Raw genomic sequence first — 20986 nt, 5'->3', positions numbered from 1 at the left:
GAAGGGCCGCCGGAAAGCTGGGCGGGGACAGTACGAGAGAGGGGACGGCGCGTGTCGGTCAATTTGTCCAAGGGGCAGGGCATCAGCCTGGAGAAGTCCGATGGAGGAGCCCTGACCGCGGTGCGGATGGGGCTGGGGTGGCGCTCGGCGCCGCGCCGTGGCCTGTTCGGGCGGCGGACCAGCGAGATCGACCTGGATGCCTCGGCGGTGCTGTTCGCCGGCAAGAAGCCGATAGACGTCGTCTTCTTCCAGCACCTGGTCAGCGATGACGGTGCGGTCCGGCACACCGGCGACAACCTGGTCGGCGGCGCGGGTCAGGGCGGCGACGACGAGGCGATCCTGGTCGACCTGGCGCGGGTGCCGGTGCACATCGACCAGATCGTCTTCACCGTCAACTCCTTCACCGGCCAGACCTTCGCCGAGGTACAGGACGCCTTCTGCCGTCTGGTGGACGAGACCAACGGCCAGGAGCTGGCCCGTTACACCCTCACGGGTGGCGGCGACTACACCGCACAGGTCATGTCCAAGGTGCACCGCACGGGCAGCGGCTGGCAGATGACCGCCATCGGTGAGCCCTGCGTCGGCCGCACCTTCCAGGACCTCGTGCCGGCGATCGTGCCGCACCTGTAGTCACCACCGTTGTGGCAGCGCGCACCGGGCCGCGCCGCCGCACCGGGCCAGAGCCCGGCGTCCGGCCCGGGGAACGCCATCACTACCAGGGGGAACAACGATGACGGCCGAGCTGGTCCGGGGGCAGAACCATCCACTGGACCGGACGCGGGTGGAGATCCGGGTGGCGGCGGGCGGTCCCGTCGTGGCCGGGGTGACCCTCGGCGACGAGCAGGGCAGGCTCTCCGGCGTCGAGGCGGTGGCCCACCCGGGCGCGCCCCGCCGCACCGGCATCGAGGTTCCCCGCCAGGCGGCCGCCGAGCACCGCATCGCGGTGGATCTCGACGCGCTGCCCGCCGCCGTCCACCGGGTGAGCGTGCTGCTGGCGCTGCCCAGCGGGATCGGCGGGCTGACCGCCTTCGGTGCCGCCGCCGCGCCCGCCGTCACGGTCACCGGCCTCGACGGCACCGGCATCGTCCGCTACACGATCACCGGCCTGGGCGCCGAGTCAGCGGTCGTCGCCGTGGAGCTCTACCGCAGGCAGGACGCCTGGAAGGTGCGCGCCGTCGGCCAGGGCTACGCCGACGGCCTCCCGGCGATGCTGCGGGACCAGGGGCTGCCCCAGGCGGCGGAGCTGGCCGCGGAGATCGAGGAGGCGGTCGGTCAAGGGCGGGCCCGTGCGGTCCCCGCGCCCGCCCCCATGACGGCCGGCCCGTCCGCCGCGCCCGCCCAGGACCGGCCGTCCCCCGCGCCCGCCACGGCAGCTGACGGCCCGACACCTTCCGCAACCGGCGCCGGAGCCGCATCCGGGACCGGAGCCACAGCAGGCCCCGGGACCGGCGTCGGCGCGAAGTCCGCCGCCGGCGCCAAGGCCGGAGATCTGCCGCCCACCCCGGCGGCCGGTGGCCCCATCGACTACCGGCACCCCCGCCGCAGCACCCCCACCCCGGCCGCCCCCACCCCGTCTTCCCCGCGGCCGGCCGGCCCGCCCCCTTCGGCCACGGGCCCCACCGCACCGGACGGCTCCCCGCTGCCGGTGGCCGGTGACGCCGCCGGCTGGAGCATGGACGAGCGGCTCTACAACCAGGTCTGGGGCATGTTCGAGGACCTGGCGCGCTCGGTCGCCGCCTACCGCAGCGCCGCCGACTTCGCCGAGACCCGCCTGGAGCAGGAGCTCGACCGGGCCCTCGCCGACCCGCGCGCCCGCCTCGGCACGGCGGGCGACGCCGCGCGCGCCACCGCCCGCGACCAGCACGCCACCCTTGTCACCCAGGCCCGCGCCGCCCTCGACCGCGACCTCGCGCAGCTGACGGCCGAGTCGGAGGTCGTGGAGCCCGCGCTGCCGCCCGCCTTCGCCCGTTGGGACAACCCCGTATGGCAGGGCTACCACGTCCCGGTGGAGCGCCCGATGGCGCTGCGCCTGGGGGATCTGCACCTCCCGGAAGTCCTGGACCTGCGCATCCCCATGCTGGTGCGGCTGCCGCTGGAGCGCGGCCTGTGGATCGACAGCGGCCCCGACAGCTATGGCCGTCCCGGCCCCGACCGTGACATCGGACGGCGGGAGCTGCCCGGCGCGCTCACGGACGGGGCGCCCGACGAGACCGAGCTGCGCCGCCTGGCCATGGAGTCGGCCGTCGCGATCGCCGCCCGGCTGCTCGCCATCCACCCCGCCGGTGACTTCGCGGTCCAGGTCATCGACCCGGCCGGAGCCGCCGCGCCCGCGCTGGCGCCGCTGGTGGAGAGCGGTGCCCTGCCCGCCTACCCCCTGCCCGGCGCCAAGGGCGTGGCGGCGGTCCTGGAGGGGCTGACCCGGCGGGTGGAACTCGTCCAGATGGCCGTGCGCCATCGCGCCGCGGACGCGCTGCCGGCGGATCTCGACACCGCCGAGCAGTTGCTGATCGTGCATGACTTCCCGCACGGCTTCGATGACCGTGCCCTCACCCGGCTCCGCTATCTGGCCGACGAGGGGCCGGCGGTCGGGGTGCATCTGATGCTGGTCGCCGACCGCGCCCAGAGCCGGGAGTACGGCCCGGTCCTGGATCCGCTGTGGCGCTCCCTGCTGCGCCTCACTCCGGTGCCCGATGCGCATCTCGCCGACCCCTGGGTCGGTCATGCCTGGACCTACGAGCCGCCGCTCGCCCCGCCGGGCAGTCAGGTGGTGCGTCAGGTGCTGGGCCGACTCGCCGAGACTCGTCGGGCCTCCTGACCAGCCATTTTACCTTTTTCTTTACTATTCCTTGGTCTTCCTTTACGCTTCTTGGTGCGGAGGGGAGTATTCCCACCACGACGTACCCGTCATCACGGATTGCGAGTGTGACGAGATCCCGGGGCGTCGGTCCCGTCCCCCTTCGGGCGGACGGGGCGGAAGAGACCTCCGGCAGCGACGACGCTGTGAGTGCCGTACGACTCTGCCGGAGGAGCAGTGGACGTTTCCCTGAACCTGTGGGTGCTGACCATCCTCGGTCTCTGCGCCCTGATCGCCGCCGACTTCTTCATCGGCGGCCGCAAACCACACGAGGTCTCCCTCAAGGAGGCCGGAATCTGGACCGGTGTCTGGATCGCCCTCGCCGCGCTGTTCGGCGTCGGGCTGCTGCTGTTCGGCGGCACCGCACCGGCCGGTGAGTTCTTCGCCGGATTCATCACCGAGAAGTCCCTGAGCGTCGACAACCTCTTCGTCTTCGTGCTGATCATGGCGAAGTTCGCGGTCCCGGCGATCTACCAGCAGCGGGTGCTGATGGTGGGTGTGCTGATCGCGCTGGTGCTGCGGGCCGGCTTCATCGGCGCGGGCGCCGCGATCATCGCCAACTTCTCCTGGATCTTCTACCTCTTCGGAGCGTTCCTCATCTGGACCGCGTGGAAGCTCATCAAGGAGGCGCGGGCCGAGGAGCAGGACGAGGAGTTCGAGGAGAACCGCTTCCTGAAGATGGTCGAGAAGCGCTTCCCGTCGACCGACAAGTACCACGGCACCAAGCTGTTCATCGTCGAGAACGGCAAGCGGCTGATGACGCCGATGCTGATCGTCATGCTGGCGATCGGTACCACCGACGTCCTCTTCGCCCTGGACTCCATCCCGGCGATCTTCGGCCTCACCCAGGACCCGTACATCGTCTTCACCGCCAACGCCTTCGCCCTGATGGGTCTGCGGCAGCTGTACTTCCTGATCGGCGGACTGCTCAAGAAGCTGGTCCACCTCTCGTACGGCCTGTCGGTCATCCTGGGCTTCATCGGCGTGAAGCTGGTGCTGCACGCCCTCCACGAGTCCGGCGTGCCGGTCCCGGAGATCAGCATTCCGGTCTCGCTGGGCGTCATCTGCGCGGTCCTGATCGTCACGACCATCACCAGCCTGCGCGCCTCGAAGAAGCAGGCCGCCGCCGAGGCCACGGCCAAGGAACACATAGACGCCTGAGGCCGGCCCCAGGCCCCCGAAGAGCGTCGACGGCGCCCGGTTCCCGCTCCCTCCAGGGGCGGGGGCCGGGCGCCGCTGCTGTGCAGGGGGACGGGGCTGCCGTCCGGCGTGCTACCAGCCGCGCTTGCGCCACTCCGCGAGCTGCGGACGCTCGGCGCCGAGCGTGGTGTCGTTGCCGTGGCCCGGATACACCCAGGTCTCGTCGGGCAGTTCGCCGAAGAGCTTGTGTTCCACGTCGTCGATGAGGCGGGCGAAGTTCTCGGCGCTGCCGAAGGTGTTGCCGACGCCGCCGGGGAACAGGCAGTCCCCGGTGAACAGATGCGGGGCGCCGTGCGGGTCGTCGTAGACCAGCGCGATGCTGCCCGGGGTGTGACCGACCAGGTGACGCGCGGTCAGTTCGACCCGGCCGACGGTGAGGGTGTCGCCGTCCTCGACCGGCACGTCCGTGGGGACCGGGATGCCCTCGGCGTCGTACCGCCCCGCGTAGGTCCGCGCGCCCGTCGCATCGACGATCTCGCTCAGCGCGCCCCAGTGGTCACCGTGCCGGTGAGTGGTGACCACGGAGGCGATACCGCTGTCGCCGATCAGCGAGAGGAGGGTGTGCGGATCGGCGGCCGCGTCGATCAGCAGCTGCTCATCGGTCGCCCGGCACCGCAGCACATAGGCGTTGTTGTTCATCGGACCGACCGCGACCTTGGAAATCATCAGGTCGGTCAGCTCGTGCACGTCGGCCGGTCCGCCGACTTTCACTGCTCCGCTGTAACCCATGTCACCACTCTAGAGCGGCGGTACAGCAGGCAGTACGCAGCCGTGGCTGTCCAGTTCGGCGCCGTCACCGCGGCCGGTGAGCCAGCCGACCAGGTCGGCCGCGGAGCCGGTCACCACCAGGGGTGCGGCCGCGGCGTCCGGTCCGGTGGCCGTGCGGCCGGTGCGCCACCGGCGGCCGTCGGCGGCGCACAGCTCCAGCGGGGGCAGGTCCGGGTGCCCCGCGAATTTGATCGCGGACAGAAAGTCCAGCTCACGGTCGATGAACGCGGGCGACAGCTGATCGACGGTGTGGCCGACGCCGAGGTCGACATGGTGCAGTTCGAGCTCGGCCAGCCGGCGCAGCGGCAGCCGGTCGGCCCGCTCGACGACGCCGTTGCGCATCTCGACCTCGAACGCCCGGCGGGCCTCCGGAAGCGCCTCCATCGCCGCGTCGAACCGTGCGGCGCTCTCCCGGAGATCCTCCAGCTGCGCCGCCAGCGGACGGTCCGCGCCCTGCTCGATATCGCGCTCGCGCGCCTCGGCACTGGCGTACATCGGTGTCCGCACGTCCGTACGCGCCCAGGTGAGGAGGTTGCCCAGCGCGTCCGCGTTGCGCGCCAGATGGGCGAGGACATGGCCGCGGGTCCAGCCGGGGAGCAGCGACGGTTCGCCGATCGCCGCGTCGTCGAGCTTGCTCACCGAGACCAGGAGCCGGTCGGTGGCCTCGCGGACGGCTGCCACATCGTGCGGGAAGTCAGGCGGGGTGAGGGTCATGGTGCGACGCTAGCGCCGTCGGGGCGGATGCGGGAGTCGGCCGATGCCGGGCGGGGCGTACGCGGGCGGGGCGGGCGGCGCGTATCAGCCGCCCGGGCCGGCCGGTCCGCGCCACCCGCCGCGCCGGTCAGGCCGCCGCGCCGTCCGGCGTGCCGCACCAGCTCCGGAGCGCCGCGGCCAGCTCGTCCCGGGTGTCCTGGTCGCCGGAGTCCGCAGCCCGGGCGGTGCAGCCGTCCGGCCGCACCAGCAGTCCGGCCGGGCCGGGTCGCCCGAGGCAGCACGTGGTGCGCACCCGCACCCGGTCGCCGTACCCCGCGGCGCATGCGCGGACCCCGGCGACATCGGCGAGATCGAGCAACAGCCCGCGCCCGTCGTGCAGATGGACGGCGAGCCGGGTGCCGTCGGAGAGTTCCAGGTCCGGTGCGCTGCGGCCGGTCAGCGGATGGTCGCCGGGCAGGTCGTAACGCTGCCCGACACCGGAGATCTTCTTGGTGAAGAAGGCGGTGACGGTCCCGGTCAGTTCCGCGAGCACCCCGCGCAGCGCCGGTGCGTGCGGCTCCGGCCGCATCAGGGCCACTTGGCCCGGGTCCACTCCAGGACCCACGCGCGCAGGCTTCTCCAGGGCCGCGCGCTGTGCCTCCACCAGGCCGGCCAGCATCCCGCGCCGGTAAAACGCCTCCGAAATGGGGGAGTTGATCGCTCCCGCCTTGATCGTCGTGTCCACTTCGGCCAGCCGCTCCAGGACGACGACCGATATCTCTGCCAGTGCGAGTTCGCAGGCGAGCGTCAGCCCCACCGGGCCGCCGCCCATGGTGGATGAGGAGCGGCGCGGCGGTGAGCGGGCGGCGGACGGTGAGCGGCCGGGGGGCCGGCAGCGGGAGACCGGCTTCGGGGAGCGCGGCACGGAGGAGTCGCCCCTCGCCGCGCTGCGCCGGCTGGTGCTCGCCCTGCTCACGGAGCTGCATCCGCCGGCCGGCCGGGGTGGGGGAGGGGTGCGAGCATTAAGGTGCTGCGGCGCACGTTCGATGCGCTGGAGCGGGCGCTGCCCGGCTTCGCTTGACGGGGGCGTTTCCGCAGCGTACGGGCCTGCGGCGGGGCGGGAAGATTGTGCGGCCGCCACACGTTCGGGTGAAGAGGACTTGCGAGTCCGGTAAATCGAATGCGCGTGCTATAAGCTCGGGTGTGGCATCCCAAAGACAGTGCCGCGGCGGGCCCCCTACCCTGGGGCGGGGCTCCGCTCGCTCCGCCGCCCCTGCTCACTCCGAGCGGCGGACGCAGAGCCGCGGCCCCCGCCCCCCTCAAGAAAGGTGCCGACCGGCGTGGCCGACCGTCTCATCGTCCGTGGCGCTCGCGAGCACAATCTCAAGAACGTCTCGCTCGACCTCCCCCGCGACTCCCTCATCGTCTTCACGGGGCTCTCCGGGTCGGGCAAGTCCTCGCTCGCCTTCGACACGATCTTCGCCGAGGGGCAGCGGCGCTATGTCGAGTCGCTCTCCTCCTATGCCCGGCAGTTCCTCGGGCAGATGGACAAGCCCGATGTGGACTTCATCGAGGGCCTGTCCCCCGCGGTGTCGATCGACCAGAAGTCGACCTCGCGCAACCCGCGCTCGACGGTCGGCACGATCACCGAGGTCTACGACTACCTCCGCCTGCTCTTCGCCCGGGTCGGCAAGCCGCACTGTCCCGAGTGCGGACGGCCGATCGCCCGGCAGTCGCCGCAGGCCATCGTCGACAAGGTGCTGGAGCTTCCCGAGGGCAGCCGCTTCCAGGTGCTCTCCCCGCTGGTGCGCGAGCGCAAGGGCGAGTTCGTCGATCTCTTCTCCGACCTCCAGACCAAGGGCTACAGCCGGGCGCGGGTGGACGGGGAGACGATCCATCTCGCCGAGCCGCCGAAGCTGAAGAAGCAGGAGAAGCACACCATCGAGGTGGTCGTCGACCGCCTCACGGTCAAGGAGACCGCCAAGCGGCGGCTGACCGACTCCGTCGAGACGGCCCTCGGGCTCTCCGGGGGCATGGTCATCCTCGACTTCGTCGACCTGGACCCGGACGACCCGCAGCGCGAGCGGATGTACTCGGAGCATCTGTACTGCGCCTACGACGACCTCTCCTTCGAGGAGCTGGAGCCGCGCTCCTTCTCCTTCAACTCGCCCTTCGGCGCCTGCCCGGACTGCACCGGTATCGGTACGCGCATGGAGGTCGACCCCGAGCTGATCGTCCCCGACGAGGACCGCTCCCTCGACGACGGCGCGATCCACCCCTGGTCGCACGGGCACACCAAGGACTACTTCGGCCGCCTGGTCGGTGCGCTGGCGGACGCCCTCGGTTTCCGTACGGACATCCCGTGGGCCGGGCTGCCGGCCCGCGCCAAGAAGGCCCTGCTCCAGGGCCACAAGACCCAGATCGAGGTGCGCTACCGCAATCGGTACGGCCGCGAGCGGGCCTACACCACCCCCTTCGAGGGCGCCGTGCCGTTCGTCAAGCGGCGGCACTCCGAGGCGGAGAGCGACAGCAGCCGCGAGCGCTTCGAGGGCTATATGCGCGAGGTGCCCTGCCCGACCTGTGAGGGCACCCGGCTCAAGCCGATCGTGCTCGCCGTCACGGTCCAGCAGAAGTCGATCGCCGATGTCGCGGCCATGTCGATCAGCGACTGCGCCGACTTCCTGCGGGAGATGAAGCTCACCGCGCGCGAGAAGAAGATCGCCGAGCGGGTCCTCAAGGAGGTTAACGAGCGGCTGAAGTTCCTGGTCGACGTCGGCCTGGACTATCTCTCGCTGAACCGCGCGGCCGGCACCCTCTCCGGCGGTGAGGCCCAGCGCATCCGCCTCGCCACCCAGATCGGCTCCGGCCTGGTGGGTGTGCTCTATGTCCTCGACGAGCCCTCGATCGGTCTGCACCAGCGCGACAACCACCGGCTGATCGAGACCCTGGTGCGGCTGCGCGACATGGGCAACACCCTGATCGTGGTGGAGCACGACGAGGACACCATCAAGGTCGCCGACTGGGTCGTGGACATCGGCCCGGGCGCCGGTGAGCACGGCGGCAAGGTCGTGCACAGCGGCCCGATGAAGGAGCTGCTGGCCAACAAGGACTCGGTCACCGGTCAGTATCTGTGCGGCAAGAAGGCCATCGCGACACCGGACATCCGGCGGCCCGCCGACCCCGCGCGGCAGCTGACGGTGCACGGTGCGAAGGAGAACAACCTCCGCGACATCGACGTCTCCTTCCCGCTCGGGGTGTTCTCCGCGGTCACCGGAGTCTCCGGCTCCGGCAAGTCGACGCTGGTCAACGACATCCTCTACACCCACCTGGCGCGCGAGCTGAACGGCGCCAAGTCGGTGCCGGGCCGGCACACCCGGGTCGCCGGGGACGATCTGGTGGACAAGGTCGTGCATGTCGACCAGTCGCCGATCGGCCGCACGCCCCGGTCCAACCCGGCCACCTACACCGGTGTCTTCGATCATGTCCGCAAGCTCTTCGCGGAGACGATGGAGGCCAAGGTCCGCGGCTATCTGCCGGGCCGCTTCTCCTTCAACGTCAAGGGCGGCCGCTGCGAGAACTGCTCCGGCGACGGCACCATCAAGATCGAGATGAACTTCCTGCCGGATGTGTATGTGCCGTGCGAGGTCTGCCACGGGGCGCGCTACAACCGCGAGACGCTGGAGGTCCACTACAAGGGCAAGTCCATCGCCGAGGTGCTGGACATGCCCATCGAGGAGGCCCTGAGCTTCTTCGAGGCGGTGCCGACCATCGCCCGCCATCTCAAGACGCTCAACGAGGTCGGCCTCGGTTATGTCCGGCTCGGACAGTCCGCGCCGACGCTCTCCGGCGGTGAGGCGCAGCGAGTCAAGCTGGCCAGCGAGCTCCAGAAGCGCTCGACGGGCAGCACGGTCTATGTCCTCGACGAGCCGACCACCGGTCTGCATTTCGACGACATCAGCAAGCTGATCAATGTGCTGTCCGGCCTGGTCGACAAGGGCAACACGGTGATCGTCATCGAGCACAACCTCGATGTGATCAAGACCGCCGACTGGGTCATCGACATGGGCCCCGAGGGCGGCAACGGCGGTGGCCTGGTCGTCGCCGAAGGCACCCCGGAGGACATCGCGTCCATCCCGGCCAGCCACACCGGCAAGTTCCTGCGGGAGATCCTCGGTGACCGCGTCAGCGATGCCGCACCGGTGAAGGCCTCCGCCAAGAAGCCGGTGGCCAAGAAGGCCGCGGTGAAGAAGACCGCGGCCAAGAAGACCACGGCACGGGCCCGCCGGTCCTCCTGACGCCCATGGGCCGTGCCCGCCGGGCCGTCACCGCTCTCCGTACGCCGGGGGCGGTGGCGGCCCGTCGTGGTGACGGGCCGGGGCCGGTGGTGCGCCGGGAGGCCCAACGGCCCGTACGCCCCGCTCCTTAAGCCGCCACCTCCGCCGCGAACGGCGGCTCCGCGCCCGCCCGCGAGCAGGTGACGGCGGCCGCGCGGGCGGCGAAGCGCAGGATGTCGTGCCAGTCCTCGGTGCCGAGCGCGGCGACCGCGGTGCGCGAGAGGGCGTCGTGGGCGTCCAGCCGGTGCAGCAGCGCGGCGTTGACCGTGTCGCCGGCGCCGATGGTGTCGACGACGGTGACCCGCTCGCCGGGCACCGTCAGCTCGCCCCCGCCCGGCGTCAGCACTGTCAGCCCGTCCCCGCCATGGGTGAGAACGATCGCCGCGGGCCCCGCGGCCAGCCACTCCTTCGCCGCCGTGAGGACCGCGTCCCGGCCCCCGCCCACGGCACCCCCCGGCGCCTCGCCGGCCCCCGCCAGCCACAGCGCGTCCTCCTCGGAGAGCTTCAGCAGGGCCACGTCGGGGAGCCAGGAGCGGAAGCGGGCCCGGTAGGCGTCCGGGTCGGGGATCAGACCGGGCCGGATATTGGGGTCGAGCGCCGTGAAGATCCCGCGCCCGGCCTCCCGGCGCAGCAGGGACTCATAAGCACTCGCGCCCGGCTCCAGGACGAGCGAGCAGGTGCCCAGGGAGAGCGCCCGGACCGCGGCGGGCAGCGTCGGCGGCAAGGCGAAGAGCCGGTCGGCGGTGCCGTCGGCATAGAAGCCGTAGCCGGCCGACCCGTCCGGGCTGACGTCCGCCACGGCAAGGGTGGTCGGCTCACTGCCGCGCTGCACCAGCGACGTGTCCACGCCCCCGGCCCGTAGCCCGGCCAGCAGCGCCTCGCCGAACGCGTCGGTCGAGATCCGCGAACAGAACGCGGCGGGCGAGCCCAGCCGCCCCAGCGCGACCGCGGTGTTGTACGGGCCGCCGCCACGCCGTGGCAGCAACGCCGGCAACGGGCCGCCCGGGGTGGGGGAGCCCCCGTCGGGGGAGGGCGGGAGAGAGGTCTGCGGGCTGGGGACGAGGTCGATCAGTGCCTCGCCGGCGACGACGATCACGGGGTGCGGTTCCTTTCCTGGGCGGCCTGGGGTGCGGCCGGGCGGGCGGCCGGGGCGGGTTCGGCGCAGCCGCACGACGTACGGTGCACAAAGGTGCAGGGGAGGCGGAGGGTGCGCGGGGCCCGGTCCGGCTCCGCCAGGCGTTCCAGCAGCAGCCGGACCGCCGCCGCCCCGATGTCCCTGCTGGGCTGGGCGATCGCGGTCAGCCGGGGCGTGAACAGCTCCGCCCACGAGAAGTCGTCGAAGCAGGCCAGCGCGGTGTCGCGGGGCACCTCCCGGCCCAGCTCGCGCAGCGCCCGCAGTGCTCCGATGGTCATCGCGTTGTTGGCGGTGATCAGCGCGGTGGGCGGTTCCGCCGCGGCGAGCAGCTGCCGGGTGGCGGTCTGGGCGCCCGCTGCCTCGGAGTTGCCGCCGGCGAGGAGCGCGGGCACGAAGGGCAGACCGCGGGCGCGCAGCCCCTCGCGGTAGCCCTCGACCCGCTCGGTCGTGGTGCTCAGCCCCGGGAGGCCGGCCACCAGACCGATCCGGGTGTGCCCCAAGTCGGCCAGATGCTCGACCAGTTGACGCACCGGGCCGGTGTTCTCGGCGCACACCTGGTCGTGCGCGTCGCCGACCAGCCGGTCCAGGAAGACCGCCGGCACCGCGCGCCGGGCCAGATACTCCACCATCTCCGCGGGCTCCGCGGACGGCGCGACGATCACACCGTCCACCCGTCGCTCGTGCAGCAGCTGGACGACCGTGCGCTCATGCCGGGGGTCGTCGTGCGGATCGGCGATCAGCAGGCTGTAGCCGGCCGCCAGGGCACCGGCCTCGACGCCCTGGAGGATCTCGGTGAAGTACGGGTTGCTGATCGCGGAGACCGCGAGGCCGATCGAGCGGGTGCGGGAGGTGACCAGGGAGCGGGCCAGGGTGTTGTGGGTGTAGCCGAGCTCGTCGATGGCGCCGAGCACCGCGGCGCGGGTGGTGGGGCGCACCGGCCGGGTCCCGTTCAGCACATGCGAGACCGTGGCGACCGAGACCCCGGCCCGCCGTGCCACATCCACCATCGTCGTCATCCGCTCTTCCTCCCGCGTGTGCGGCACCACGGCGGCGCCCCGGACTTCCCGGACCTGTCCCGCGAAGCCCCCACACTACGAGCGCCGGCCCCAAACGTAAACGCTTGCGTAAGCGTTTACGCCCCGGGGTCGACCCGGCGCCCGGCCCGGGCGGAAGCGGAACGATCTGTGCCGGTATCGTCGGGAGCCGCCGCCTCTGACCCCCTGACCTCTGGAGCAGCCATGAGCCAGTCCCCCGACCGCCGAACCGTGCTGCGGGGGGCCGCGCTCGCCGGGGCCGCCGGCTTCGGGCTGGCGGCCTGCTCGCCGGGTGACTCGGGCGCGAACGCCTCGGCGGTGCCCGACGAGCCGGTCGACCTCGGGGCCGCCGCCGAGGTGCCGGTCGGCGGTGCCAAGCTCTACCGCGAGGACCGGCTCGTCGTGTCGCAGCCCGCCAAGGGCACGTACAAGTGCTTCAGCGCCAAGTGCACGCACGCCGGCTGCATCCTGTCCGACGTCGAGAAGAAGGAAGGCAGCTGCCCCTGCCACGGCAGCCGCTTCGACGTCACCACCGGCAAGGTCATCCAGGGCCCGGCAACCGAGCCGCTGCCCGAGATCCCGGTCAAGGCCAAGGGCGGCAAGCTGATCGCGGGCTGAGGCGCCGGCCCGCCGGACCCGCGGGGCTCACCCCCAGTCCCAGGCGATGCCCAGTATCCCGGGCCGGACCCCCTGCTCCACGAGGTGCACGGCGCGGTGCCGTCCGCTGAGCGTCAGCTCCTGCTGACCGCTGCGCGGGGCTCCCGCGGAGGTCTGGGCGAAGCGGCGGCAGCGCACCGGCAGCGCCGCCTCGTCGAAGCGCACCTGGAGAACGTACTGGCCGCCGGCGAAGGTGAAGCCGCGCAGATACTCGGTGCTCGGAGCGCCGCTGCCGTCCTCGAAGACGTAACCGAAGACATGGGTGTCACCGGCCCGCAGCCGGGCGTCGAAGAGCAGCTCGGCGACCACCACCCCGGTCTCGGAGTGCCCGCGGACCCGGCCCAGCCGGCAGTTCTCCGCGGCCCGCACCCGCACCCCGGACGTCTCGCAGCCCGCCTCGCCCCGATGGATGGCGACATAGCGGTCCACGCCGTCCCGGTGGGCCCGGACCACCTGGAGCGATTCGCGGGCGAGGAGCTCACGCCCGGGGCCGATGGCGACCCGCTCGTGATGGCCCACGGTGTGCAGCCCGCCGTCCACGGGCGTCTCCAGCTCGGCGAACAGCTGCTGTAGCGCGGCGGCGGGCGCCACCAGGGAGCGGTACGAGCGGGCGAGCGGCCGCTCGGCCTCCGGGCGGGCGCTGCCCTCCGGCACCAGCAGCCGGTGCAGCGAGTGCGCGGGCAGGTCCAGCACCTCCTCCAGGGCGCGCACCGCCCGCAGCGACTCGGGGCGCTGCGGCCGCCGGGCGCCCTGCTGCCAGTAGCTCAGACTGGTCACGCCGATGGTGATGCCACGCTGGGCGAGCTTGTGCTGGACGCGGGTGAGGGCGAGGCCGCGCACGGTGAGCGCCGAGCGGAGCGCGAGATGGAACGGACCGGTCCGGAGCAGCTGCGCCAGCTCGGCCGACTGCGGAGTGTTCTGTGCCATTGCCTCGCTCCTCCAGCGCGCGGGTGAACGTTCACAACCGGATCGCGCGCTGCACACTCTGCCTGTCCGTTCACCGCAGTACGCCGGGCACCGGCCGTTCACATCCGGGCCCGTCCGTCCACACCCCCATGTCCTTCCGCATTGAAGCGTGTTGACCTGCCTGCGACAACACCTGATGCTCCTCAGCAGCATCCGGATGCGCTCCTCTCACCCCCTCACCCCCCATGTTCGGGAGGAACGCCATGACACGTGCACCCCACGCACGCCGTTCCCGCCGCAGATGGCTGTCGGCCGCAGCGCTCACGACCGCTGCACTATCCCTGCTCACGGGCGCGACCGCCGCCTCGGCCACGCCCCTCACGCCCCCGGCGCACGCTCCCGCCTCCGCGGAGGCGGCCACCGCACCGCGCTTCGCCGCCAACCGCCTCGACATCGCCATGCAGGCCCAGGAGAACACCAACTGGTGCTGGGCCGCCTCCGGCAACACCATCGCGACCTGGTTCGGCAGGAACTACAGCCAGAACCAGTTCTGCAACGCCGCCTTCAACCGCCAGCAGGGCAGCACCTGCCCCAACGACCAGGCCACCCTCGGCAATGTGCAGACCGCCCTCAACTGGATGGGCATCAACTCCGGCTCCTATGTGACCGGTTGGCTGCGCCTCGGCACCGTGCAGAGCGAGATCGACGCCAACCGGCCGGTCGAGACCCGCATCCAGTGGTCCTCCGGTGGCGGCCATATGCATGTGGTCTATGGCTATGACACAGATCGAAACTGGATTTACTGGGGTGATCCCTGGGCGACCAACTCCCGCTACAACTGGGGCGATTTCGACTACTACGTGAACGGAAGCTCCTTCTCCTGGACGCACTCCCTCTACCGGATAGGAGCCTGAGGCCATGACGAAGCGCACCGCCGTCCGCACCACCCTCCGCGCCGTCGCCACAGGAGCGTTCGCGACCACCCTCCTCGGCCTCGCCCCGCAGACCGCCGTGGCCGCCCCCGTCCCCACGCCCCAGGCCCCGGCCCGCGCGAGCGTCGCCGCCGCCCACGAAGCGGCCGCCGCCCCCGCCACGCTGGACACCCTCGCCCGGTTCTTCGCCGCCGACCGCAAGCGCGGTGGCGCACCGGCCATGGCTCCCGCGGCACCGGGCACCCCGCGCATCGAGGGCGGCACCGTCCCCGTCTACCTCCTGTCACCGGACTTCGTACGCGGCAGGACCGCGGCCCCCGTCGCCCGCCTGGAGTTCCTCGCCAGCAAGGCGGTCGCCGCCGACGGCCGCACGGCTTCCGTATGGACCGTGCGGCAGGGCGCCGCCTGGAAGGTCGTCAACATCGCCGACGGCGACGACGAGACCCGCTACACCGCGGCCGGGGCCGCGCGGGCCAAGGGCGGCACGGTCTTCCACGAGCCGCAGATCGACGCCTGGTACGTGCAGCGCGGCGACCGGATCGAGCCGCTGGACGCCGACGCCCGCAAGGCCGTCGGGGCACACGGCACCACCGTCGCCGCGTACCGGAAGCGGGTGGCGAAGGCCTACGGGGACAAGCTGCCGGGCTCCGCGTACGACCGGCGCGGTGAGGCCGGCGGCTACGGGCCGAAGGCCGCGGCCGGCGGCGAGGAGACCCGGGCCCAGGCGGCGCCGGCCCAGCAGCCCGTCACGGCGGGCGCGTTCACGGACGACAGCCTGCCGGTGACCGCGGCAACGACGGTGGCGGGCGCCGCCGCCCTGCTGGCCCTGGGACTGTCCGCCGCGGCGGCCCTGCGCCGGCGCCGCAGCGGCTGAACGGGCGCGCCCGCGCCGCAGCGGCTGACGGGGCGCGTCTGCCCGCCGCATGCCGTCCGTACGGCGGGCAGACGCTTCCCCCGCCCCCTCCCCCTCCTCCCCCTTCGGGGGGAGGGGGCGGGGGGTGGGTTCGGGGGTGGGGGGGGAGCCGCCACGCGAACGCGCTCCGCGAACCCGCCCCGCACCCGCTCCCCGCACCCGCTCCACCCACCGCCCCGTCCGCCCCGCCGGCACCCCGCCGCGCGCACCGCCCCCCGACCCCACGAGCAGCCTGCGCCCCGCCCCACGCAGCCAATGCCCCAAGGCGGCCGGGCACCGACCACACCCCCACCTCCCCGGCCAGGAACGCAGCCGGTCCCGGCCGTGATTGTCGGTGGCGGTCAGTAGGGTGGTGTGCATGGCAGACCCCAGCAGCTATCGACCCAAGCCGGGACAGATCCCCGACTCGCCGGGGGTCTATAAGTTCCGCGACGAGCACGGCCGGGTCATCTACGTCGGCAAGGCGAAGAGCCTGCGCCAGCGGCTGGCCAACTACTTCCAGGACCTGGCCGGCCTCCATCCGCGTACCCGCACGATGGTCACCACCGCCGCCTCCGTGGAGTGGACCGTTGTCACCACCGAGGTCGAGGCGCTCCAGCTCGAATACACCTGGATCAAGGAGTTCGACCCCCGCTTCAACGTCAAGTACCGCGACGACAAGAGCTATCCGTATCTCGCGGTGACCCTCAACGAGGAGTTCCCGCGCGTCCAGGTCATGCGTGGCGCCAAGAAGAAGGGCGTGCGCTACTTCGGTCCGTACGGGCATGCCTGGGCCATCCGCGAGACCGTCGACCTGATGCTCCGCGTCTTCCCCGTACGGACCTGCTCCGCCGGTGTCTTCAAGCGTTCCGCCCAGATCGGCCGCCCCTGCCTGCTCGGCTACATCGGCAAGTGCGCGGCCCCCTGTGTCGGCCGGATCTCCGCCGAGGAACACCATGAACTTGCCGAGGAATTCTGCGACTTCATGGCCGGCCGCACCGGTGCCTACATCCGCCGTCTGGAGCGTGGGATGCAGGAAGCGGCGGAGGAGATGGAGTACGAGCGCGCCGCCCGGCTGCGTGACGACATAGGGGCGCTCAAGCGGGCGATGGAGAAGAGCGCCGTGGTGCTCGCCGACGCCACCGACGCCGATCTGATCGCCGTCGCCGAGGACGAGCTGGAAGCCGCCGTCCAGATCTTCCACGTCCGCGGCGGGCGGGTGCGCGGCCAGCGCGGCTGGGTCACCGACAAGGTCGAGGCGGTCACCACCGGCGATCTGGTCGAGCACGCCCTCCAGCAGCTGTACGGCGAGGAGCGGGGCGACGCCGTCCCCAAGGAGGTCCTGGTCCCGGCGCTCCCTGAGCCCGTCGACCCGATCGCCCAGTGGCTGACCGGGCGCCGCGGCTCCCAGGTCTCGCTGCGCATCCCGCAGCGCGGCGACAAGAAGGACCTGATGGCCACGGTCGCCCGCAACGCCCAGCAGGCCCTGGCGCTGCACAAGACCAAGCGCGCCTCCGACCTGACCACCCGCTCCCGTGCCCTGGAGGAGATCGCCGAGGCCCTCGGCCTGGATTCGGTGCCGCTGCGTATCGAGTGCTTCGACATCTCCCACCTCCAGGGCGATGACGTCGTCGCCTCGATGGTGGTGTTCGAGGACGGTCTCGCCCGGAAGAGCGAATACCGCCGCTTCCAGATCAAGACCTTCCAGGGCCAGGACGATGTCCGGTCCATGCACGAGGTCATCGGCCGCCGCTTCAAGCGCTATCTCCAGGAGAAGCAGAAGGCCGGCGAGTGGACGGAGGAGCCGACCGACGACGTCCGCGTCGACGACAACGGCGCCACCGCCTCGACCGTCGCCGCCGGACCGGACGATCCCGAGCCGGACCCCATGGCCGGCCGCCCGACCGACGAGGACGGCCGCCCCAAGCGCTTCGCCTACCCGCCCCAGCTCGTGGTCGTCGACGGCGGTGCCCCGCAGGTCGCGGCCGCCCGCCGGGCCCTGGACGAGCTCGGTATCGACGATGTCGCGGTCTGCGGCCTGGCCAAGCGCCTCGAAGAGGTCTGGCTGCCCGAGGACGACGACCCGGTGGTGCTGCCGCGCAGCAGCGAGGGCCTCTACCTCCTCCAGCGCGTCCGGGACGAGGCTCACCGCTTCGCCATCGCCTACCAGCGCAGCAAGCGCACCAAGCGGCTGAAGTCCTCGCCGCTGGACGCCGTCGCCGGACTGGGCGACACCCGCCGCCAGGCGCTGCTCAAGCACTTCGGCTCGCTGAAGAAGCTGCGGGCCGCGACGATCGACGAGATCTGCGAGGTTCCGGGCGTCGGCCGCAAGACAGCGGAGACGGTCGCCGCGGCGCTGGCCGGGGCGGCGCCGTCCGCCCCCGCGGTGAACACCGCCACAGGAGAGATCATTGAGGATGACGGGGCCCCACCGGCCGCGTTGTCAGCAGAACGGGGGCAGGACCGATGAGTACACCGCACGAAGCGCAGGAAACCGAGAGAGACGGTGCACAGGTGAGTACGGGCACGACCGACCAGGGCGAGAGCGCCGCGATCCCCGAGTTGGTGATCATCTCCGGGATGTCCGGCGCCGGCCGCAGCACGGCCGCGAAGTGCCTGGAGGACCTCGGCTGGTTCGTCGTCGACAACATTCCGCCCGAGCTGATCGCCCCGATGGTCGAGCTGGGCGCCCGCTCGCAGGGCAATGTCGCCCGGATCGCGGTCGTCGTCGACGTCCGCGGCCGCCGCTTCTTCGCCAACCTCAAGGAATCGCTGGCCACCCTCGACGCGCAGAACGTCAAGCGCCGCATCGTCTTCCTGGAGTCCTCCGACGAGGCCCTGGTGCGCCGCTTCGAGTCCGTGCGCCGCCCGCACCCCCTCCAGGGCGACGGCCGGATCGTCGACGGCATCGCCGCCGAACGCGATCTGCTGCGCGAGCTGCGCGGCGACTCCGACCTGGTCATCGACACCTCCAGCCTCAATGTCCACGAACTGCGCGCCAAGATGGACGCCCAGTTCGCCGGCGAGGAGGTCCCCGAGCTGCGCGCCACGGTCATGTCCTTCGGCTTCAAGTACGGCCTCCCGGTCGACGCCGACATGGTCATCGACTGCCGCTTCATCCCGAACCCGCACTGGGTCCCCGAGCTGCGCCCCTTCACCGGTCTCAACGACGAGGTCTCCAACTACGTCTTCAGCCAGCCCGGCTCCAAGGAGTTCCTGGACGGCTACGCCGAGCTGCTGCGGATCGTCGCCGAGGGCTACCGCCGGGAGGGCAAGCGCTATGTGACCATCGCCGTGGGCTGTACGGGCGGCAAGCACCGCAGCGTCGCGATGTCCGAGAAGCTCGCCCACCGCCTGGTGTCCGAAGGGGTGGAAACCGTCGTCGTCCACCGGGACATGGGGCGCGAGTGAGCGGGCGTACACCACGGCTGCGCCGGGTCCGGCGGTTCGTCCCCAGCGGCCGTATGACGAAGGGGGCCACGCCCAAGGTGGTGGCCCTGGGCGGCGGCATGGGCCTGTCCGCCTCGCTGACCGCGCTGCGCCGGATCACCGGAGATCTCACCGCCGTCGTCACGGTCGCCGACGACGGCGGCTCCAGCGGCCGGCTCCGCGACGAGCTCGGTGTGCTGCCGCCCGGCGATCTGCGCAAGGCGCTGGCCGCGCTGTGCGGTGACGACGACTGGGGCCAGACCTGGTCCCGGGTGATCCAGCACCGCTTCCAGAGCGAGGGCGAGCTGCATGACCACGCGGTCGGCAATCTGCTGATCGTCGCCCTGTGGGAGCAGCTCGGCGACCATGTCCAGGCGCTCGACCTGGTCGGCAAGCTGCTCGGCGCGCACGGCCGGGTGCTCCCCATGTCGGCGGTGCCGCTGGAGCTCCAGGCCCAGGTCAGGGGCCATGAAGAGGACCGTCCGGACGCGATCACGACGGTCCGCGGCCAGGCCACCGTCGCGCTCACCCGCGGCGAGGTGCAGTCCGTCCATGTGGTCCCCGAGGACCCGCCGGCCGTCCCGGAGGCCGTCGCCGCGGTGCGGGACGCCGACTGGGTGGTGCTCGGACCCGGCTCCTGGTTCTCCTCCGTGATCCCGCATCTGCTGGTGCCGGAGCTGCGGGAGGCGCTGGAGGAGACCAAGGCCCGAAAGGTCCTTTCGCTCAACCTTGCGCCCCAACCGGGCGAAACCGATGGCTTCTCCCCGCAGCGTCATTTGGAGGTTTTGGCCCGACACGCCCCTAAACTCGCCTTCGACGTGGTGCTGGCCGACAAGGCCGCCGTGCCCGACATCGAAGGTCTGACGGTTGCCGCGAAGCAGCTGGTCGGCAGCGAGGTCGAGCTGGCGGCGGTCGCCGCACAAGGAGACGACGCCCGGTCGAGCGCCGGGGGAGCCCCCGACCGGCACGACCCGGAGCTGCTGGCAGCCGCGTACGACCGTATTTTTCGGATGCATGGAAGGATCGGCCCATGGCGATGACGGCAGCGGTGAAGGATGAAATCTCCCGGCTCCCCGTCACCCGGACCTGCTGCCGGAAGTCGGAGGTCTCGTCGATCCTGCGGTTCGCGGGCGGTCTGCACCTGGTCAGCGGACGCATCGTGATCGAGGCGGAGCTGGACACGGGCATCGCCGCCCGCCGGCTGCGCAAGGACATCCTGGAGATCTTCGGGCACAGCTCCGACCTGGTGGTGATGGCCCCCGGCGGCCTGCGGCGCGGCAGCCGCTATGTCGTACGGGTGGTGGCCGGCGGAGACCAGCTGGCGCGCCAGACCGGCCTGGTGGACGGCCGCGGCCGCCCCATCCGCGGGCTGCCCCCACAGGTGGTCTCCGGCGCGACCTGCGACGCCGAGGCGGCCTGGCGCGGCGCCTTCCTGGCCCACGGCTCGCTGACCGAGCCGGGCCGCTCCTCGTCGCTGGAGGTCACCTGCCCCGGGCCCGAGGCGGCGCTCGCCCTGGTCGGTGCCGCCCGCCGGCTCGGCATCGGCGCCAAGGCCCGTGAGGTGCGCGGGGTGGACCGCGTGGTGGTCCGGGACGGTGACGCGATCGGTGCCCTGCTGACGCGGCTCGGCGCCCATGAGTCGGTGCTCGCGTGGGAGGAGCGGCGGATGCGCCGCGAGGTCCGCGCCACCGCCAACCGCCTCGCCAACTTCGACGACGCCAACCTCCGCCGCTCGGCGCGCGCCGCGGTCGCCGCGGGCGCCCGGGTCCAGCGGGCCCTGGAGATCCTCGGCGAGGAGGTCCCCGAGCACCTCGCGGCGGCCGGCCGGCTGCGCATGGAGCACAAGCAGGCCTCGCTGGAGGAGCTGGGCGCCCTCGCCGACCCGCCGCTGACCAAGGACGCGGTCGCCGGCCGGATCCGCCGGCTGCTGGCGATGGCCGACAAGCGGGCCCAGGACCTGGGCATCCCCGGCACCGAGTCCAACCTCACCGAGGAACTCGCCGAGGGCATGGTCGGCTGACGACCGGTGCCTCGCACCCCGCCCGGCGTCCCCTCGCGCCCCCCGCGTCACTTCCGAAACGGTGACGTCGGGGGAGGCGCGGGCAGGCGCGCACGAGGGCAGTTCAAACCGCTCGTTTGAGGGGTCGGGAGC

17 protein-coding genes are annotated in these 20986 nt (G+C 72.1%); 11 read left to right on the top strand and 6 right to left on the bottom strand.

Going from position 1 to position 20986, the window contains the following annotated elements; genetic code table 11:
* The first annotated feature begins 51 nt into the window (after positions 1–51).
* The 3 genes from TU31_RS33580 to TU31_RS33570 all read left to right on the top strand — a co-directional run bounded on the left by TU31_RS33580 (position 52) and on the right by TU31_RS33570 (position 4015).
* The gene (locus tag TU31_RS33580; protein WP_042161752.1) at positions 52–630 is read left to right on the top strand and encodes a TerD family protein; all 579 of its coding nucleotides are present in this window, start codon (positions 52–54) and stop codon (positions 628–630) included.
* A 100-nt stretch (positions 631–730) separates the two neighbouring features.
* Complete coding sequence (locus TU31_RS33575; RefSeq protein ID WP_042161750.1) at positions 731–2815, top strand: TerD family protein; 2085 nt, start codon at positions 731–733, stop codon at positions 2813–2815.
* Positions 2816–3031: 216 nt separating this feature from the next.
* The gene (locus TU31_RS33570; RefSeq protein WP_042161747.1) at positions 3032–4015 is read left to right on the top strand and encodes a TerC family protein; all 984 of its coding nucleotides are present in this window, start codon (positions 3032–3034) and stop codon (positions 4013–4015) included.
* Between the two features lie 111 nt (positions 4016–4126).
* Here the strand turns inward: TU31_RS33570 and TU31_RS33565 are convergent, their stop codons facing one another.
* The 3 genes from TU31_RS33565 to TU31_RS40500 all read right to left on the bottom strand — a co-directional run bounded on the left by TU31_RS33565 (position 4127) and on the right by TU31_RS40500 (position 6491).
* The gene (locus tag TU31_RS33565) at positions 4127–4783 is read right to left on the bottom strand and encodes an MBL fold metallo-hydrolase (RefSeq protein ID WP_042161745.1); all 657 of its coding nucleotides are present in this window, start codon (positions 4781–4783) and stop codon (positions 4127–4129) included.
* Between the two features lie 9 nt (positions 4784–4792).
* Positions 4793–5536, bottom strand: coding sequence for a maleylpyruvate isomerase family mycothiol-dependent enzyme (locus TU31_RS33560; RefSeq protein ID WP_042161743.1), 744 nt, complete (start codon positions 5534–5536; stop codon positions 4793–4795).
* Positions 5537–5663: 127 nt separating this feature from the next.
* The gene (locus TU31_RS40500; RefSeq protein ID WP_181018726.1) at positions 5664–6491 is read right to left on the bottom strand and encodes an aromatic-ring hydroxylase C-terminal domain-containing protein; all 828 of its coding nucleotides are present in this window, start codon (positions 6489–6491) and stop codon (positions 5664–5666) included.
* Between the two features lie 364 nt (positions 6492–6855).
* On the opposite strand from TU31_RS40500, the gene uvrA reads away from it, so the two are divergent.
* On the top strand, positions 6856–9810 hold the full coding sequence (gene uvrA / locus TU31_RS33550) for an excinuclease ABC subunit UvrA (RefSeq protein ID WP_042161740.1): 2955 nt from the start codon (positions 6856–6858) through the stop codon (positions 9808–9810).
* 127 nt (positions 9811–9937) lie between these two features.
* On the opposite strand, the gene TU31_RS33545 is transcribed toward uvrA, so the two are convergent.
* Positions 9938–10945 carry a carbohydrate kinase family protein gene (locus tag TU31_RS33545; RefSeq protein WP_042161737.1) on the bottom strand — a complete coding sequence of 336 codons (1008 nt, stop codon included), beginning with the start codon at positions 10943–10945 and terminating at the stop codon, positions 9938–9940.
* Complete coding sequence (locus TU31_RS33540) at positions 10942–12000, bottom strand: LacI family DNA-binding transcriptional regulator (protein ID WP_042161735.1); 1059 nt, start codon at positions 11998–12000, stop codon at positions 10942–10944. Before TU31_RS33540 ends, TU31_RS33545 begins: the two co-directional genes overlap by 4 nt.
* Positions 12001–12222: 222 nt before the next feature.
* Between TU31_RS33540 and TU31_RS33535 the strand changes: the two genes are divergently transcribed.
* On the top strand, positions 12223–12636 hold the full coding sequence (locus TU31_RS33535; protein ID WP_042161733.1) for a Rieske (2Fe-2S) protein: 414 nt from the start codon (positions 12223–12225) through the stop codon (positions 12634–12636).
* Positions 12637–12663: 27 nt separating this feature from the next.
* Here the strand turns inward: TU31_RS33535 and TU31_RS33530 are convergent, their stop codons facing one another.
* Positions 12664–13602, bottom strand: a complete 939-nt coding sequence (locus TU31_RS33530) for a hypothetical protein (protein ID WP_042161730.1) — start codon at positions 13600–13602, stop codon at positions 12664–12666.
* A 242-nt stretch (positions 13603–13844) separates the two neighbouring features.
* On the opposite strand from TU31_RS33530, the gene TU31_RS33525 reads away from it, so the two are divergent.
* The 6 genes from TU31_RS33525 (at position 13845) to whiA (ending at position 20854) form a co-directional block, all read left to right on the top strand.
* The gene (locus TU31_RS33525) at positions 13845–14495 is read left to right on the top strand and encodes a papain-like cysteine protease family protein (RefSeq protein WP_042161728.1); all 651 of its coding nucleotides are present in this window, start codon (positions 13845–13847) and stop codon (positions 14493–14495) included.
* 4 nt (positions 14496–14499) lie between these two features.
* Positions 14500–15387 carry a hypothetical protein gene (locus tag TU31_RS33520; protein WP_042161726.1) on the top strand — a complete coding sequence of 296 codons (888 nt, stop codon included), beginning with the start codon at positions 14500–14502 and terminating at the stop codon, positions 15385–15387.
* Between the two features lie 397 nt (positions 15388–15784).
* Complete coding sequence (uvrC, locus tag TU31_RS33515; protein WP_042161725.1) at positions 15785–17875, top strand: excinuclease ABC subunit UvrC; 2091 nt, start codon at positions 15785–15787, stop codon at positions 17873–17875.
* Positions 17872–18816, top strand: coding sequence for an RNase adapter RapZ (gene rapZ / locus TU31_RS33510; RefSeq protein ID WP_078886095.1), 945 nt, complete (start codon positions 17872–17874; stop codon positions 18814–18816). The genes uvrC and rapZ overlap by 4 nt, the downstream gene beginning before the upstream one ends.
* Positions 18813–19874 (top strand): gluconeogenesis factor YvcK family protein, encoded by a 1062-nt coding sequence (locus TU31_RS33505; RefSeq protein WP_042161722.1) that lies wholly within the window; start codon positions 18813–18815, stop codon positions 19872–19874. The genes rapZ and TU31_RS33505 overlap by 4 nt, the downstream gene beginning before the upstream one ends.
* Positions 19865–20854 (top strand): DNA-binding protein WhiA, encoded by a 990-nt coding sequence (whiA, locus tag TU31_RS33500; protein WP_018091880.1) that lies wholly within the window; start codon positions 19865–19867, stop codon positions 20852–20854. The genes TU31_RS33505 and whiA overlap by 10 nt, the downstream gene beginning before the upstream one ends.
* Positions 20855–20986: the final 132 nt, after the last annotated feature.

Origin of the sequence: Streptomyces lydicamycinicus, from assembly GCF_000829715.2 — a bacterium.
Classification (GTDB): Bacteria; Actinomycetota; Actinomycetes; order Streptomycetales; family Streptomycetaceae; genus Streptomyces; species Streptomyces lydicamycinicus.
Note: the sequence above shows the minus strand (reverse complement) of the source record. Positions and strands in the feature narration are given on the sequence as shown.